General features: G+C 69.5%; 15 protein-coding genes. 10 read left to right on the forward strand and 5 right to left on the reverse strand.

Annotated features, from left to right (window positions below):
- Positions 1-14 precede the first annotated feature (14 nt).
- The 3 genes from AADV74_RS12405 to AADV74_RS12415 all read right to left on the reverse strand — a co-directional run bounded on the left by AADV74_RS12405 (position 15) and on the right by AADV74_RS12415 (position 2,979).
- The gene (locus AADV74_RS12405; RefSeq protein WP_342114503.1) at positions 15-830 is read right to left on the reverse strand and encodes an alpha/beta fold hydrolase; all 816 of its coding nucleotides are present in this window, start codon (positions 828-830) and stop codon (positions 15-17) included.
- Positions 827-1,393 (reverse strand): YqaJ viral recombinase family protein, encoded by a 567-nt coding sequence (locus AADV74_RS12410; protein ID WP_342115179.1) that lies wholly within the window; start codon positions 1,391-1,393, stop codon positions 827-829. The genes AADV74_RS12405 and AADV74_RS12410 overlap by 4 nt, the downstream gene beginning before the upstream one ends.
- Positions 1,394-1,791: 398 nt before the next feature.
- Positions 1,792-2,979: an ROK family transcriptional regulator gene (locus tag AADV74_RS12415; protein WP_342114505.1), complete on the reverse strand. Its 1,188-nt coding sequence runs from the start codon at positions 2,977-2,979 to the stop codon at positions 1,792-1,794.
- Between the two features lie 115 nt (positions 2,980-3,094).
- Here AADV74_RS12415 and AADV74_RS12420 point away from each other — a divergent pair, with 115 nt between their 5' ends.
- The 8 genes from AADV74_RS12420 to AADV74_RS12455 all read left to right on the forward strand — a co-directional run bounded on the left by AADV74_RS12420 (position 3,095) and on the right by AADV74_RS12455 (position 11,933).
- Complete coding sequence (locus AADV74_RS12420) at positions 3,095-4,201, forward strand: Gfo/Idh/MocA family protein (protein WP_342114507.1); 1,107 nt, start codon at positions 3,095-3,097, stop codon at positions 4,199-4,201.
- Complete coding sequence (locus tag AADV74_RS12425; RefSeq protein WP_342114509.1) at positions 4,198-5,718, forward strand: sugar ABC transporter ATP-binding protein; 1,521 nt, start codon at positions 4,198-4,200, stop codon at positions 5,716-5,718. The genes AADV74_RS12420 and AADV74_RS12425 overlap by 4 nt, the downstream gene beginning before the upstream one ends.
- Positions 5,715-6,794, forward strand: a complete 1,080-nt coding sequence (locus AADV74_RS12430) for an ABC transporter permease (protein ID WP_342114511.1) — start codon at positions 5,715-5,717, stop codon at positions 6,792-6,794. The genes AADV74_RS12425 and AADV74_RS12430 overlap by 4 nt, the downstream gene beginning before the upstream one ends.
- Positions 6,791-7,897, forward strand: coding sequence for an ABC transporter permease (locus tag AADV74_RS12435; protein ID WP_342114512.1), 1,107 nt, complete (start codon positions 6,791-6,793; stop codon positions 7,895-7,897). The genes AADV74_RS12430 and AADV74_RS12435 overlap by 4 nt, the downstream gene beginning before the upstream one ends.
- Before the next feature lie 25 nt (positions 7,898-7,922).
- Complete coding sequence (locus AADV74_RS12440) at positions 7,923-9,128, forward strand: substrate-binding domain-containing protein (protein ID WP_425287297.1); 1,206 nt, start codon at positions 7,923-7,925, stop codon at positions 9,126-9,128.
- Positions 9,129-9,208: 80 nt separating this feature from the next.
- A complete protein-coding gene (locus tag AADV74_RS12445; protein WP_342114516.1) occupies positions 9,209-10,078 on the forward strand; it encodes a sugar phosphate isomerase/epimerase family protein in 870 nt (289 codons plus the stop codon).
- Positions 10,075-11,109: a sugar phosphate isomerase/epimerase family protein gene (locus AADV74_RS12450; RefSeq protein ID WP_342114518.1), complete on the forward strand. Its 1,035-nt coding sequence runs from the start codon at positions 10,075-10,077 to the stop codon at positions 11,107-11,109. Before AADV74_RS12445 ends, AADV74_RS12450 begins: the two co-directional genes overlap by 4 nt.
- Positions 11,110-11,270: 161 nt before the next feature.
- Positions 11,271-11,933 carry a pentapeptide repeat-containing protein gene (locus tag AADV74_RS12455; protein ID WP_342114520.1) on the forward strand — a complete coding sequence of 221 codons (663 nt, stop codon included), beginning with the start codon at positions 11,271-11,273 and terminating at the stop codon, positions 11,931-11,933.
- A gap of 121 nt (positions 11,934-12,054) precedes the next feature.
- Here AADV74_RS12455 and AADV74_RS12460 read toward each other — a convergent pair whose 3' ends face one another.
- Positions 12,055-12,723, reverse strand: coding sequence for an ABC transporter ATP-binding protein (locus tag AADV74_RS12460; protein WP_342114522.1), 669 nt, complete (start codon positions 12,721-12,723; stop codon positions 12,055-12,057).
- A 47-nt stretch (positions 12,724-12,770) separates the two neighbouring features.
- Positions 12,771-14,276, reverse strand: a complete 1,506-nt coding sequence (locus tag AADV74_RS12465) for an ABC transporter permease (protein WP_342114524.1) — start codon at positions 14,274-14,276, stop codon at positions 12,771-12,773.
- Positions 14,277-14,455: 179 nt separating this feature from the next.
- On the opposite strand from AADV74_RS12465, the gene AADV74_RS12470 reads away from it, so the two are divergent.
- Entirely contained in the window at positions 14,456-15,214 is a 759-nt protein-coding gene (locus AADV74_RS12470) for a response regulator transcription factor (protein ID WP_342114526.1), read from the forward strand.
- Complete coding sequence (locus AADV74_RS12475) at positions 15,211-16,764, forward strand: sensor histidine kinase (RefSeq protein WP_342114528.1); 1,554 nt, start codon at positions 15,211-15,213, stop codon at positions 16,762-16,764. Before AADV74_RS12470 ends, AADV74_RS12475 begins: the two co-directional genes overlap by 4 nt.
- Positions 16,765-16,830: the final 66 nt, after the last annotated feature.

Here is a 16,830-nt window from a genome sequence, read left to right on the forward strand (position 1 = left end):
GCCGAAGTCGCCGCCTACGCCCGCAGCCACTCCCCGAAGGCGGCCCGCAGCACCGCGAGCTGCGCGGGCTGGCCGTCGTCGCGCGCCGGCAGCCTTGTGAGTGGCGAACCGAGGGCGCCTGCCCACTGCTCGGCGGCGGGGAACGGATGCACGGGGTCGCGGGGTGCTCCGATGACCGCCGTCGGCATCCGAGCTCCCAGCGATGCCAACTCGGTCTCCGAGTCGAAAGCGCGGTTGCGCGGCACCTCGACGAGCCGCACGGCCCGCTCGACGGCCAGGGGATAGCGGAACTGCGCGAGCAGCCCGGCACCGCCGAGCGGCGACGCGTCGACGGCGCTGCGGTAGGCCGGGGTCTCGCGGAACAGGACCTGCCCCTCGACCGGTCCGACATCGTGCAGCAGCTGACCGATCACGGGGAAGGCGCGCAGGTTCTCGGGCATCGACCTGTCGGTGAACGACGGACGCACGAACAGCGCCCGGTCGATGCGGATGCGGCCCGCCAGCGCCATCCGCAGCGCGAGAGCGGCTCCCATCGACACTCCGACGACGGTGATGCCGGCCCCGACCGCCGACTCTGCAGTTCTGGTCGACTCCGCGTCCCCCGAATCGACCGAAACTGCAGTCTGGGCCGCGACGGACGCCTCCACCTCGGCGGCCAGCCGGTCGAGGGCGAAGTCCGCGGGAGTGCCGATCAGGGGAGAGGCGCCGTGAGCGCGCGCATCGGGCGCGATCACACGCTCACCGGGAGCGAGCGTCGCGAGCACGGGCCCGAAGACGTCGAGCATGTACTTCCGGTCGGAGCCGAGCCCGTGCAGGAGCAGGACCGTCATCGCGTGCGTCGGTGCAGTTCGTCGATCAGGGCGTTGGCGAGGCCCACGAGGATGGCGATCTGGTCTTCGTCGCGCTCGACCCAGCGGCAGAGCGGTTCGTTCGAGACGGGAATGAAATCCTCGTGCTGCTCCCAGACGACGAGCGTGCGGTCGGCGCCGAGCACGTACTGCTGCCACCAGACCTGGCGTAGGTACGAGCGCGGGATGTTGCGCCAGGGCTTCGAGGTCGTCTTGATCTCGCAGAGTTCGAGGCTGCCGGATGAGCGCACGACGTAGCCGTCGGGGGTGGCGAGGTGGCGCGACTCGTGTTCGGCGTGGAAGAGTGCGCTGCTCGAGAGGATCCCGTGCCGGCGCAGCACCCACTCGGCGATGACGGGTTCGCGAGCGCGGCCGTGGTCGGTGAACGGGTTGCCGCCGAACGTGGTGCCGTGCAGCTTCTCGTAGGCTGCAGCCTGAATGGAGCGTGGCGTTGCGAGCTTGGCCACGTCCGTCGCCGTGATGCCGCGGGAGCGCGCCCGCAGCCAGGCGACGCGGTCGCTCGAATCAGCCACGATGCGACGCATCGCCGGGTGAACGGATGCCGGAGCCGGAGCCGCCGCGACCGTGGGCTGCGCCTCGGCGAAGAGGTCGAGCAGCGTATCGGTCACAGTCCCATTGTCCCTCGCGCCTCGGACGCCGCGCGACACGACGCTCCGCATCGCGGCGCGCCCTTCGCCTCTCGGAACTCCGGCTCGCTGAGGCCCGGACGGAGTCCGCGGTCGAAGCGCTCCTGCCGGGCGGCTCAGGACCGGCTCGCTGAGGCCCGGACGGAGTCCGCGGTCGAAGCGCTCCTGCCGGGCGGCTCAGGACCCGCTCGCTGAGGCCCGGACGAAGTCCGCGGTCGAAGCGCCTCGTCGTCGCAGACGCGCTTCGGGCGGTCGCTCCGCTCGGCCATCAGCGAGCGGCGGGGTCGATCCGCTCTCTACTTCGTCGCCAGCGCGTCGATGCCCTCGGGCGAGAGCGCGTGGTGGATGGCCAGCATGCTGGCGCCCAGCACGGCCGCGTTCTCCGCCGCCGATGACTGCACAATCGCCAGGTGCTCGGTGGCCAGCGGCATCGAGCGCGTGTAGACGATCTCGCGCACTCCGGCGATGAGGTGCTCGCCTGCGCGTGCCATCGATCCGCCGATGGCGATGACCGAGGGATTGATGAGGCTCACGGCCGTTGTCAGCACCTCGCCGATGTCGCGTCCGGCCTGGCGCACTGCCTGGATGGCCTCGATGTTGCCGCGCTTGACCAGGTCGACCACGTCGCTGCCCGTCGCCACGTCGATGCCTGCCTTGCGCAGGTCCCGCGCGATGGCCGGGCCCGAGGCGAGTGCCTCGAGGCAGCCGCGGTTGCCGCAGTGGCACGGGATGCCGACGCCGCGCGCGACCTGCACGTGGCCGATGTCGCCGGCGATGCCCTGGGCTCCGCGCTGCAGGCGGCCGCTCGAGATGACGCCGGAGCCGATGCCGGTGGCGATCTTCACGAACATGAGGTGCTCGGCGTTGGGCCAGGCGTAGGCGCGCTCGCCGAGGGCCATGATGTTCACGTCGTTGTCGACCAGCACGGGCACCTGCAGGTGCTGCTGCACCCAGCCGGGAACATCGAAGCGGTCCCAGCCGGGCATGATCGGCGGGTTCACCGGGCGTCCGGTGGAGTGCTCGACAGGCCCGGGCACGCCGATGCCGATGGCCACCAGCTCGTCGTGATCGCGGTCGATGCGGGCGAGCAGGGTGGTGGCGGCCTCGACCATCCAGCCGAGCACGGCCTCAGGTCCACTGGCGATGTCGATGGCCTCGCGCAGCTCGCCGAGCACGGTTCCCGAGAGGTCGGTCACGGCGAGCGTGGCGTGCGAGGCGCCGAGGTCGGCCGCGAGCACGACGCGGGCCGAGGGGTTGAGGGCGAAGCGCGACGGCGGACGCCCGCCCGTCGAGAGGGCGTCGCCGACGGGGGAGACGAGTCCGAGCGCCATCAGGGAGTCCACACGTGTGGCTATCGTCGACCTGGCGAGCCCGGTGACGGTCGCGAGTTCGGCCCGAGTGCGAGGCCGGCCATCCCGCAGCAGCTGGAACAGCTCGCTGGCACCCGACGTTCCGAGCGCCGATCCCCGGCTGATGTCGACCATTCGCATAGTAAAGCACAGGGTCTTCGTCGATTCGTAGAGCAATGACTTGATCTCGAACTTGCAACTTATGTCGATTGACTAGCAAAAGTCGATTGATGTGTGCCACACTCGCCCCATGACAACGGACGTCATCGCACCCGCCACCGCGATCCGCGTCGGCTTCGTCGGATCCGGGTTCATGGCCTCGGTCCACAGCCGCGCAGCTCGCGCCGCTCGCGCTGAGCTCGGCGGTGCTGCATCCTCGAGCGAGGCATCCGCCGCCGACGCCGCCCTACGCCTCGGGCTCGACCGTTCCTACATCTCCGTCGACGAGCTCCTCGCCGACGACGGCATCGACATCGTGCACATCTGCACCCCGAACACCACGCATGCAGCCCTCGCCCTCGCGGCGCTCGACGCCGGCAAGCACGTCATCTGCGAGAAGCCCCTGGCGACCACGGTGACGGATGCCGCCACCCTCACCGAGCGCGCCGCTGACCGCGGCCTCACGGCGACCGTGCCCTTCGTGTACCGCTACCACCCGATGGTGCGCGAAGCCCGCGCCCGCGTCGCCGCCGGCGAGGTCGGCCGGCTGCTCACGATCCAGGGCGGCTACCTGCAGGACTGGCTCCTCGAGCCGCAGTCAGACGACTGGCGCGTCGGCGTCGGCCTCGGCGGCCCGTCGCGGGCCTTCGCCGACATCGGAAGCCACCTCGTCGACCTGCTCGAGTTCGTGACGGGCGATCGCATCGCCAGGCTCTCGGCGACGACCCGCACGGTGCACGCCCACCGTGGAGCCCACACCGACGTCGCCACGGAAGACCTCGTGGCGCTGGTGGTCGAACTCCGCGGCGGGGCCGTCGGCACCCTGCTCATCTCGCAGGTCGCCCCGGGACGGAAGAACAGCCTCGTGCTCGAGATCGCTGGAACCGCCGAGAGCATCCGCTTCGACCAGGAGCGGCCCGAGGAGCTCTGGCTCGGTCGTCGCACGGGTTCGCAGCGCATCCTCCGCGACACCGATGTGCTCGCTCCCTCTGCGGCGCGACTCTCGCTCGTGCCGGCCGGGCACCCGATGGGCTACCAGGACGCCTTCAACGCCTTCGTCGCCGACAGCTACGCGGCCATCGATGGGGCCGACCCCGACGGACTGCCCCGGTTCGCCGACGGCCTGCGGGCGGTGCGGGTGACGGATGCCGTGCTCGCGTCAGCGGCATCCGGTCTCTGGGTGGAGGTGGCCGAGTGAACGCCCAGGAACCGGTCCTCGTCGCAGCCGGCCTCGAGAAGGGCTTCTTCGGCGTCACCGTGCTGCGCGGCGTCGGCCTCACCCTGTACCCGGGTCAGGTGCACGGACTCGTCGGCGAGAACGGAGCAGGCAAGTCCACCTTCATGAAGATCCTCGCCGGCGTCTACCAGCGCGACGCCGGCACGGTCTCCCTCGGTGGCGAGGCCGTGGAGTTCGGGCATCCCGTGCAGGCCATGAAAGCCGGCCTCGCCACTGTGTTCCAGGAGTTCAACCTGCTGCCGGAGCGCAGCGTGGCGCAGAACGTGTTCCTCGGCCGCGAGCCGCGCCGGGCCGGCTTCGTCGACCAGCGCGGCATGGTCGCCGCGACCAGGTCGCTGCTGTCCGAGCTCGGCATCGACTTCATCGACCCGACCTCGCGTGTCGGCACCCTCACCGTGGCCGAGCAGCAGATCGTCGAGATCGCGAAGGCGCTCTCCTATGACGCCCGCGTCATCTCGATGGACGAGCCCACTGCCGCCCTCTCCGACAACGAGGTGGCGCTGCTCTACGCGATCATCCGTCGGCTGCAGGCGCGCGGCGTGGCCATCCTGTACGTCTCGCACCGGCTCAAGGAGATCTTCGACCTCTGCGACACCATCACGGTGCTCAAGGACGGCGCCCTCGTCAGCACCGGCCCGACGTCAGAGCTCGACACCAACGAACTGGTGAGGCGCATGGTCGGCCGCTCGATCGAGACCTTCTTCCCGGCGGCCCTCGACGACACGACAGTCGGCGACGTGCGTCTGGCGGTGACGGATGCCGGCAACGGCTTCGTCGACGGCATCGACCTCGAGCTGCGGGCCGGCGAGATCGTGGGGGTCTCCGGCCTGCAGGGGAGCGGGCGCACCGAGCTCGTCGAGGGCATCTTCGGGGTGACGCCGTTCACCCGCGGATCGGTGGCCCTCGATGGCGAGACCGTGCGCATCACCCGCGCGCGCACGGCCGTGCGCCGGGGCATCGCCCTGATCACGGAGGACCGCAAGGCGCAGGGTCTGGCCGTGAACCAGTCGGTGCTCGACAATGCCCTGCTCGTCATCCGCGGGGTGTTCGCACGGCGCACGGCCGAGGTGCGGCGGTCGATCCCCGGGGTGATGACCTCGCTCGAGGTGAGCTCGCACGGCCTCGACCAGGAGGTGCAGTTCCTGTCGGGGGGCAACCAGCAGAAGGTCGTACTGGCCAAGTGGCTCGCCACGAAGCCCCGCGTCGTGCTGCTCGACGAGCCCACCCGTGGCATCGACGTCGGCGCCAAGATCGCCGTCTACGCGCTCATGCGCACTCTCGCCCGGGAGGGGGTCGCCATCCTCATGATCTCGTCCGAACTGCCGGAGGTCATCGGCATGTCCGACCGCATCCTCGTCATGCACGACGGCCGCATCGCCGCAGAGCTGCCGTCGGGCTCGAGCGAGGAGGCCGTGCTCTCGGCAGCGACAGGCCACGCGCCGACGAGCGCCGGCACCGACCTGGGAGGTGTCGCATGAGTGAGGCATCCGTTCGCCCGCTCCGTCGTCGTCGTCGCATCGACTCCACGGCGCTCGTCTACCTGGCCCTGCTGGGCGTGATCATCGTGAGCGCCATCCTCGTCGCCACGGTCGGACGCAGCTTCTTCAGTGCGGGCAACATCCGCGACATCCTCACGGGCATGAGCGTGCTCGGCTTCGTGGCCATCGGGCAGACCCTCGTGATCCTCTGCGGATCGCTCGATCTCTCCGTTCCCTACGTCGTGAGCCTGTCGAGCCTCATCGCCGCCGACACGATGAAGGGCAGCGCGGCCAACATCGCCCCGGCCGTTCTGGCGGCGCTCGCCGTGGCAGCCGTGATCGGGCTCGTGAACGGCCTGATCGTCACGAAGCTGCACGTGAACGGCTTCATCGCCACGCTCGGCATGGGCCTCATCATCAAGGGCTACCTCGACACGAACTACAAGGGCACCAGCGGCGACGTGCCGTGGGAGTTCCAGCTCATCGGGGCGACAGGCGTCGGGCCCATCCCGGTGTCGACGATCCTCATGATCGTCGTCGCCCTGCTCGCGGCGCTGTTCCTCAGCCGCACCCGCACGGGAAACCACATGTTCGCCGTCGGCGGCAATGAGGAGGTGGCCAGGCTCTCCGGCATCCGCACGGCCCAGCCGATCATCGTCGCGCACGTGCTCTGCTCGGTCACGGCGGCCTTCGCCGGCCTCCTGCTCGCCAGCCGGCTCGGAGTCGGCAGTCCGACCGTGGGCACCCAGGGCGGTTACGACCTGCTCTCGATCGCGGCGGTCGTGCTCGGCGGAACCATCCTCGCGGGTGGTCGGGGCTCGGTCTGGGGAACCATCGGCGGCGTCGCCATCTTCGCCGTGCTCGACAACCTGATGAGCGTGCTGCAGGTCAATCCGTTCATGAAGGACGTGGTGCGCGGCGTGGTCATCGTGGCCGCCGTCGCCGTCTACACGGCACGGCAGGTGGAGCGTCGTCGGGCCAGGTTCGGAGCGGACGGCGGGGCGGATACGGATCCGGATGTCGACCCGTCGCCGTCCGACCGGATCTCGGACTCCGTGAAGGGAGGGTCGGTATGAAGATCGTCAGCGCACTCGTGAGCCCGCGTGGAGCGGTGTTCCTGCTCCTCGCGGTGCTCCTCATCGCCATCACAGTGCTCAACCCGAGCTTCGCCGAACCCGGCCAGCTGATGCGGTTCATCCAGCGCGTCGCTCCCGTGGCCATCGTGGCGATCGGGCAGTACTTCGTGATCGTGGGCGGGGAGTTCGACCTGTCGATGGGCTCCGTCGTGACAGCGCAGGTGGTCATCGCCGGCAACCTGGTCGGGCAGGAGGAGAGCCGCACCATTCCGGTGCTGTTCCTGATGCTGGCCTTCGGCGTGCTGGTGGGACTGGTGAACGGCCTCATCGTGTCGTTCCTGCGCGTGCCGTCGTTCATCGCGACCCTCGGCATGATGCTGGCCCTGCTCGGCGGAGTGCTCTACTGGACCGGCGGTGCCGCAACGGGCAACCCCGACGACAGCTTCAGGCAGATCGGTCGCGGCGGCATCCAGGACGTGCCGGTGCTCGACCTCATCCCGTGGTCGGTTCTCATCCTCATCGTGGTGCTCGCTGCGGCCATCTGGTTCAGCAAGCGTCCGTTCGGCCGCACCATCATCGCCCTCGGAGACAACCCCACCGCGGCGGGCTTCGCCGGTGTGCGCACCTGGTGGGTGAAGACCAGCACGTTCATCCTCTCGTCCCTGTCGGCAACGCTCGCCGGAATCCTGCTGGTCGGGTACGCCGGTGTGCACCCCTCCGTCGGCCGGGGCTACGAGTTCACGGCCATCACGGCCGTGGTCCTCGGAGGCGTCGTCCTCGGCGGTGGACGCGGCTGGGTCGTCGCTGCAGCGGCGGGGGCGTTCGCCCTCGAGGCGCTGTTCACCCTGCTCAACTTCGCCGGGGTCCCGTCGACGCTGCGCGACGCCATCCAGGGCGTCATCATCATCGCCGCCGTGGCCTACTCCGCCGTCTCGTTCCGCGCTCGCCGTCGCGGACGAACCGATGTCGCCGGCCCGCCGGTCGACGCCGATGACGGACCTGTCGACGGCGCCCCTGAGACTTCACCCGCACGGGAGAAGGAGTCGCCCCCACAGTCGGGCGCGACTCGACCTGCAATCCACTCCCTCGAGGCAGAGGGCTGATCCAACACAACCAAGGAGGTTTGTGATGCGACGAATGCATGTGGCATCCGCCATGGTCGGAGCGCTTGCGCTGCTGACACTGGCCGGCTGCACGACCGATCCCAGCGTGACCGCTCCGTCGGACGACGCCGCGGCCACGGAGGAGGCCGAGGTCGAGTGGTTCGACCAGGCCCTGTTCGACAAGCAGGACGAGGAACGGGGGGTCGTTCCCGAGGGGCCGGATGGACAGCCCTACCTGCAGTACATCAACGCCGAGATGGTCGACACCTCGGAGTTCGCGAGCGAGGGGGCGAAGAAGGGGTGCTTCGCGAACGCCTCGATCTCGAACCCGTGGCGCCAGACCGGCTGGATCACCATGAACGAGCAGCTCAAGGTGCTGCAGGAGTCCGGTGCGATCAGCGAGCTGGAGACGCGTGACGCGCAGGACAGCGATGACACGCAGATCGCCGACATCGACTACTTCATCAACGAGGGCAACTGCGACTTCTTCGTCATCTCGCCGAACAGCACGGCGGCCATGACTCCGGCGGTCGAGCGGGCCTGCGACACCGGGAAGCCCGTCATCGTGTTCGACCGCGGTGTGCAGACGGACTGCCCCGTCACGTTCATCCACCCGATCGGCGGCTTCGCGTGGGGCATCGACTCGGCGAACTTCCTGATCGACAACCTGGAAGAAGGCGACAAGGTCGTGGCGCTCCGCATCCTCCCGGGTGTCGACGTGCTCGAGCAGCGCTGGGCCGCGGCCGAGAAGCTGTTCGGCGAGGCCAAGATCGACGCCGTCGACTACTTCACCGGTGCCGACCCCGTCGAGATCAAGAAGATCATCTCCGACGAGCTCGCCAAGGGCGACGTCAAGGGCATCTGGATGGATGCCGGCGACGGCGCCGTCGCAGCGATCGAGGCGTTCGAGGACGCCGGAGTCGACTACCCGGTCATGACCGGAGAGGACGAGCTGAGCTTCCTGCGCAAGTGGAAGGACACCGGCCTCACCGGACTCGGAACGGTGTACTCGAACTTCCAGTGGCGCACGCCGCTGCTCGCCGCGCAGAAGATCTTCGCCGGCGAGGAGGTTCCGAAGGAGTGGGTGCTCCCGCAGAGCCCCGTGACGAGTGACGACCTCGACGAGTACCTCGCTGCGAACGAGGGCATGCCCGACGGCCACTACGCCAAGTTCGGCGGAGAGGACCTGCCCGGCTACCCCACGGTCTGGCAGGAGCGCCAGATCCCGTAACCGGTACGCTGCCGACTGGCGAGGCTCGCTCGAGCCTCGCCAGTCGCCATGCAATGCAGCTTGCGCGAGAGGAGACACGGATGCGTCGCACCATCGGCGTCAACACCTGGGTGTGGACCAGCCCGCTCGACGACGCCTCGCTCGCGGCGCTCGCCGCCAAGGCGGCCGGCATGGGGTTCGGCGCCATCGAGCTCCCCGTCGAGTCCGTGGGGGACTGGTCGCCCGAGCTCGCCCGCGAGGTCCTCGCCGAACATCGGCTGTTGCCGATCGTGGTGGGCGCCATGGGTCCGGGTCGCAATCTCGTCGCCGCTCCGGCATCCGAGGTCGTGGCCACCCAGAACTACCTCGTGCACTGCATCGGGGTCGCCGAGGCCGTCGGCGCCAGCGTCGTCGCCGGTCCGTTCTACGCCGCGACCGGACGGGCCTGGCGCATGACCGACGCCGACAGGGCCGAGCACTACCGAGAACTGCAGGCCGCGCTCACGCCTGTCGTGCACCGCGCCGAGCGGGGCGGCATCCGTCTCGCCATCGAACCCCTCAACCGCTACGAGACCAGCCTCGTCAACACCGTCGACCAGGCACTGGACGCCCTCGGCCCGCTGCTCGGTCGCGGACTCGGCCTGGCGCTCGACAGCTATCACCTCAACATCGAGGAGAAGAGCATCGGCGATGCCATCCGCACCGCCGGCGCGCACATCGCGCACGTGCAGGTCTGCGGCAACGATCGCGGCGCCGTCGGCGACGACCACATCGACTGGCCGGCCTTCCTCGACGCTCTCGACGACGCGGGCTACACCGGGCCGCTCGGGCTCGAGAGCTTCACGGGCGAGAACGCCACGATCGCCGTCGCCGCTTCCGTATGGCGCCCGCTCGCGCTCACCCAGGACGCGCTTGCGGCAGATTCGCTCGACTACCTCACAGCACTGCAGGACGACAGGGAGAGATCATGACCGACTCAGATGCCGGCACCACGAAGCCCGGCCATCCGGTCACGTTGTTCACCGGACAGTGGGCCGACCTGCCCTTCGAGGAGGTGGCGCGGCTGGCGGCGGAGTGGGGGTACGACGGGCTCGAGATCGCCTGCTCCGGTGATCACCTCGACCTGAAGCGTGCCGAGGAGGAACGCGGCTACCTCGACGAGCGCCGCGCCATCCTCGACCGCCACGGCCTGCAGGTGTTCGCCATCTCGAACCACCTCACGGGGCAGGCCGTGTGCGACGACCCGATCGACTTCAGGCACGAGGCCATCGTGCGCGACTACACCTGGGGCGACGGCGACGCCGAGGGGGTGCGGCAGCGTGCGGCCGACGACATGAAGCGCTCGGCCAGAGTCGCACGCAGGCTCGGGGTCGACACCGTCGTCGGGTTCACGGGGTCGAGCATCTGGCCGTTCGTGGCCATGTTCCCGCCGGTGCCGGCTTCGGTCATCGAGGCCGGTTTCGAGGACTTCGCCGCCCGCTGGAACCCGATCCTCGACGTCTTCGACGCCGAGGGTGTGAGGTTCGCCCACGAGGTGCACCCGAGCGAGATCGCCTACGACTACTGGAGCTCGGTGCGCGCTCTCGAGGCCATCGACCACAGGCCCGCGTTCGGTTTCAACTGGGACCCGTCGCACATGATGTGGCAGAACATCGACCCCGTCGGATTCATCTGGGACTTCAAGGACCGCATCTACCACGTCGACTGCAAGGACACCCGGATGCGGCCGCGCAACGGTCGCGCCGGCGTGCTCGGGTCGCACCTGTCGTGGGGCGACCCGCGCCGCGGCTGGGACTTCGTGTCGACAGGGCACGGCGACGTGCCGTGGGAGGACTCGTTCCGGGCTCTGGACGCCGTCGGTTACACCGGCCCCATCTCGATCGAGTGGGAGGACGCCGGCATGGACAGGCTGCACGGAGCGCCCGAGGCCCTCGCCTACATCCGCTCGCTGCTGTGGGACCGCCCGTCGACCTCGTTCGACGCGGCGTTCTCGAACCAGTAGGGCCGGCCACCTCCTCGCCGCCCGCTCCAGCTTCGCTCGCTGAGGCCCGGACGAAGTCCGCGGGCGAAGCGCGCCGGGATGCGGCGTCGACGGAGCGCGCTTCGGGCGGTCGCTCCGCTCGGCCCTCACCGAGCACATTCGCGTGGAAGAGTTGACCCACCATGGCACCGACCCCTCGCACCCTCGCTCCGCGCATCGACCGCATCCGTCCCCCCGAACTGCTCGATGGCGATGCCGACGCCCTCGAACCGCACGACAGCCACGATGCCGAGCGCTTCGCCGGCATCGATCTCACCGCACGAGACCTGCAGGGCGCCACCTTCAGCGAGTGCGCCTTCCTCGACGTCTCGGCGCACGAGGCCGACCTGCGCACGGCCAGCTTCCTCGACACCACGATCGAGCGCCTCAACGCCCCCATCCTGAGTGCCGCCCGCTCGCGGTTCCGTGACGTCAGCCTAGACTCCTCCCGCATCGGATCCGCCGAGTTCTACGACGCATCGTGGCAGTCGGTGCACATCTCGAACTGCAAGCTCGGCTTCGTGAACCTGCGCGGTGCCCACCTGCAGGACGTGCAGTTCACCGACTGCACCATCGACGAACTCGACCTCGGCGGAGCGAAGGCCAACAGGGTCTCCTTCGCCGGCACGCGTGTCGGCACGATCGACCTCACCCGTGCGGAGCTGCGCAACGTCGACCTGCGCACGGTCGATCTCCGTCGCATCGTGGGCCTGCCCGGCCTCAAGGGCGCGACGCTCACGCCCGACCAGGTGGCCGAGCTGGCGTCGCTCTTCGCCGACCAGCTCGGCATCACCGTCGAGGACTGACCCGCCCTCATCCCCCATGGCGTCGAGATGACGCGAATCGACCTCCCGCCGGCGCGGAAGGTCGATTCGTGTCACCTCGATCGGGTGACCGCCCGGCTGTCCCCCGCCGGGCGGCCACGTCTCAGACCTCCCGCACTGCTCCCTGCTTGATGTGCAGCCGGCGCTCGGCCCGCCGCGCCACGGCCGAGTCGTGCGTCACGACGATGAGCGTGAGCCCGCGATCGCGCCACAGGCCCTCGAGCAGGTCCATGATCTCGTCGCGGGTCTCCTCGTCGAGGTTCCCCGTCGGCTCGTCGGCGAGGAGCACCTCCGGCTCCTTCACGAGCGCCCGGGCGATCGCAACGCGCTGCTGCTGACCGCCCGACAGCTCATTCGGCAGGTGGGTGCCGCGGTCCGCGAGCCCGACGGAGGCCAGCGCATCCGTCGCACGCTTCGACCGCTCGGCTCCCGAGACACCGAGCGGCTCGAGTGCAGTCTCGACGTTCTGTTGGGCCGTGAGCGTCGGGATCAGGTTGAAGCCCTGGAAGACGAACCCGATCTCCTTCGCCCGCACGTGCGCGAGCTTGCCGTCCGACATCGTCGAGATGTCCTGGTCGCTCAGGGTGATGGTGCCACCCGACGGCCGGTCGAGGCCGCCGAGCATCTGCAGCAGCGTGGACTTGCCGCCGCCCGTCGGACCCTGGATGGCCACCATCTGGCCCGAGCCGATGGCGAGGTTCACGCCCTTGAGCGCGTGAACCGTGCGCTTGCCCTGCGTGTAGGTCTTGCTGACATTGCTGAGGGTGTACATGGTTCCCTGTCTTTCCTGGTCGAGCGTCGATGTGAGACGGATGCGGGTCAGCCGACGCTGCGCAGGGCCTCGGCGGGGCGCAGGCGGGCCGCGCGCCAGCCGCCGAACGCCCCGGCGATGAGGCCGCCGAGCACGGCGAGGCCCACGGCGACGGCGATCACCGAGAGGGTGAGCGGCGCATTGAGCGCGATGTCCGTGGTGGCCTGGGTCGCGGCGGCCATCGGGCCGCCGAAGCCGCGTCCACCGCCCGCACCGCCCGCGCCACCGGCGCCGGCCCCAGCGGCCGCGTCGATCCCGCCCGTCGAGGCGGTGCCCGAGAGGGTCGGCGCGATGATGTTGATCACGGTGATGCCGATCACGCCGATCACGATGCCGAGGGCGCCGCCGATCAGACCCTGTACCAGCGACTCGCCGGTGACCTGGCCGACGATGCGACGATTCGACCAGCCGATGGCCTTCAGGGTCCCGAACTCCCGGGTGCGACGCGTCACGCCCGAGATGGTGAACAGGATCGCGATCAGGAACGCCGCGATCAGCACGGCGATCGAGAGCCAGAGGCCGAGGTTGGCCACCAGGTCGGATGCGGTGCCGAGCGAGCCGGAGACGCTCGACGCGAGGTCCTCCTGGGTCGAGACCGTGGCATCCGGAAGCGCGGTCTCGATGTCGGCCTGCACCTGGGCGATGTCGGTCGACGATGCCGCCTGCACGTAGATGTTCGAGATGTTGCCGTCTTCGCCCGAGAGGGCCTGGGCGACGTCGAGGGGGATGTAGACGTTCGAGGCGCTGGCAGCGTCGGCCGAGTTCGACGTGACGGTCCCGACGATCTCGAAGTCGGTGCCGCCGATGTCGATCGTGTCGCCCACCGCGAGCTCGGCGCTGGTGGCGTAGTCGGCGTCGAGCACGGCCACGTCGGCGCCGGTGTCATCGGTGTCGAGGGTGCGACCCTCCGCGAGGGTGACGGCCGAGAGTGGACCGATCGCGTCAGCGGTCGGGTCGAGGCCGAGCACGGTGAAGCTGTCGACGTCGAAGGCGCTGCCGCCGGCACCGTCGGCTCCACCCTGCGGGGGCGCAGCGCCCTGGTCGGTGGGGGCCCCGTCGGTCGTTCCGCTGTCGCGGTCGAACTGCGGCATCTCGCCGTTGAAGGTCGTGTTGGTGAGCGAGAGGGTCCCGGATGCCGCAGACACGTTGTCGATACCGGTCACAGTGTCGAGAGCGGTCGCAGCGAAGGTGCTCGAGCCGAAGCCTGCAGACAGCCGCGACTGGCTCACCGCTGTGGTGCCGTCGTCGCTGGTCGTGCCGTCGTCGGCTCCGAACTGGAACCGGCCGCGATCGCCCTCCTCACCCTCGGCCGGCGGGGTGGGGGTCTGGCTCACGGTGATGTCGGTTCCGACGCCGTAGACAGACTCGAGCACCGAGGCCTGGGCGGTCTTCACGCCCGCGGCGACGGAGTTGACGATGATGACGAGGGCGATGGCGAGGGCCATGCCGATGGCGATGATCGCCGTCTGGCGGCGCCGCCCGGCGAGCTCACGCCGGAGGTAGGTGAAAAACATTCTGCTCCTTCAGGTGGATGACCCGACGGTAGGGGCCGCCGCTATCGCGGCACTATGGCGAGGCTGTGGGGACGCTATGGACGCGCCGCCCTCGCTGCCTCGACCACCCGGAGACTCACAGCCACGACACTGAAGCCTCATAGACGACTCATAGACGGATGCGGATACTGGGAAGCACCATGACGACTGAATCGACCGACCAGGCCCCCGTCCGCCAGCTCGCCGGCGGCATCCGCCGCGCTGATGGCACCCCCGTGCGCGTGCTCGTCGTCGATGACGAGTCCACCCTCACCGACCTGCTCCAGATGGCCCTGCGTTACGAGGGCTGGGACGTGCGCACCGCCGCCGACGGCCGCAGCGCCGTCGCGGCCGCCCGCGAGTTCCGCCCCGACGCCGTCGTGCTCGACATCATGCTCCCCGACATCGACGGCCTGCAGGTGCTGGCGCGCATCCGCGAGGACCGTCCGGAGGCCCCTGTGCTGTTCCTCACGGCCAAGGATTCACTCGACGACCGCCTCAAGGGCCTCACCGCCGGCGGCGACGACTACGTCACCAAGCCGTTCAGCCTCGAGGAGGTCGTGGCGAGACTGCGCGGGCTGGTGCGGCGCTCGACGTTGACGTCGGCGTCGGCATCCGACCCCGTCATCGAGATCGGCGACCTCATGCTCAACGAGGACAGCCACGAGGTCACCCGCGCCGGCGAACTCATCGAGCTCACGGCGACGGAGTTCGAACTGCTGCGCTTCCTGATGCGCAACCCGCGTCGTGTGCTCAGCAAGTCGCAGATCCTCGATCGCGTCTGGAGCTATGACTTCGGCGGCCGCTCCAGCGTCGTCGAGATCTACATCTCCTACCTGCGCAAGAAGATCGACGCCGGACGTGAGCCGATGATCCACACCGTGCGCGGCGCGGGCTATCTCATCAAGCAAGCCGTATGAGCGAGCAGAGGGTCGCCGGCGTCACGGCTTTCACCAAGGACCGGACGCCGACGGATGCCGCTGCAGAGGTCACAGGCCCGCGTGCGCCGATGACCCTGGTGCGCCGCTTGCTCATCACCGTCATCGCCGTGCTCGCCGTCGTCAGCACCGTCATCGGCCTGGTGAGCGTGCTCGTGCTGCAGGCGTCGCTCATGGATCGCGTCGACACCCAGTTGGCCAGTGCCACCAAGCGTGGGTACGTGGCCGTCGGTATCCCGCAGAACCCGAACGGCGGGCGGCCGAGCTTCCGGCTCCCGGACGCCGTCGACATCCTCGGGGTGCCCAGTCAGGCGGAGGGAACGATCGCCGTGGTCGCGCAGGACGGGGCCGTGCAGTCGGCCGGCCTCCTCGACACGAACGGCGATATCACCCGGATCACCGTCGAGCAGGGTGACGCGCTCGCAGCGGTGCCCGCAGACCGACAGCCACACACGGTCACGCTGAGCGAACCACTCGGCCAGTACCGCGCTGTCGCCGTCGAGGATCGCAATGGCGGCAAGGTCGTCATCGGCCTCCCTCTCGCCGGAGTGAACGCCACCGTGATCCAGCTCACCATCACCATCGCGATCGTCGCTCTCCTCGGCATCCTCATCGTGGCTCTCCTCGGTGCCCGGATCGTGCGCATCGCGCTGCGTCCGCTCACCCGCGTGACGCAGACCGCCCAACGGGTCGCCCAGTTGCCGCTCGATCGCGGCGAGGTCGCCCTCGCCGAGAGGGTTCCTGATGCCGACGCCGACGAACGCACCGAGGTCGGGCAGGTGGGGGCAGCGCTCAACACCATGCTCGATCACGTCGGCGCCGCCCTCGAGGCCCGCCAGGAGTCCGAGCAGAAGGTGCGTCGATTCGTCGCGGACGCGAGCCACGAGCTGCGCACGCCGCTCGCCTCCATCCGTGGCTACTCAGAGCTCACGCGCCGTTCCGGTCAGGAGGTGCCGCCGGACACCGCGCACGCGCTTTCGCGAATCGAGAGCGAGTCGGTCCGCATGACCGGTCTGGTCGAGGACCTCCTGCTGCTCGCCAGGCTCGACGAGGGTCGGGAGCTCGCGCACGATCCGGTCGATCTCACCAGCATCATGATCGACGCCATCGGCGACGCCCACGTCTCAGGTCCCGACCACGACTGGGAGGTCGACCTCCCTGAAGAGCCGGTCGTCGTCGACGGCGATGCTCCCCGCCTGCACCAGGTCGTGGTGAACCTGCTGGCGAACGCCAGGGTGCACACGCCGGGAGGCACATCCGTGGTCGCCAGGCTGACGGATGCCGGCGACTCCGTGTCGATCACGGTGCAGGACGACGGTCCCGGCATCGATCCCGCCATCAGCGGAACGCTGTTCGAGCGCTTCACCCGCGGCGACGTCTCGCGCACCCGGGCGACCGGGAGCACAGGCCTCGGCCTCGCCATCGTGCAGGCCGTCGTCGAGGCCCACGGCGGAACGGTGTCGGTGGCCAGCGAACCCGGGGACACCACGTTCACCGTCATCCTTCCGCGCGACCGCCCGCTGATCGAGTAGCCCGCGAGCGCAGCGAGCAGGCGTATCGAGATCACAGTTCCCGCCCGACACCCTCTTCCGAATCGA

The sequence above is a fragment of the Leifsonia stereocauli genome (assembly GCF_038432415.1).
Classification (GTDB): Bacteria; Actinomycetota; Actinomycetes; order Actinomycetales; family Microbacteriaceae; genus Orlajensenia; species Orlajensenia stereocauli.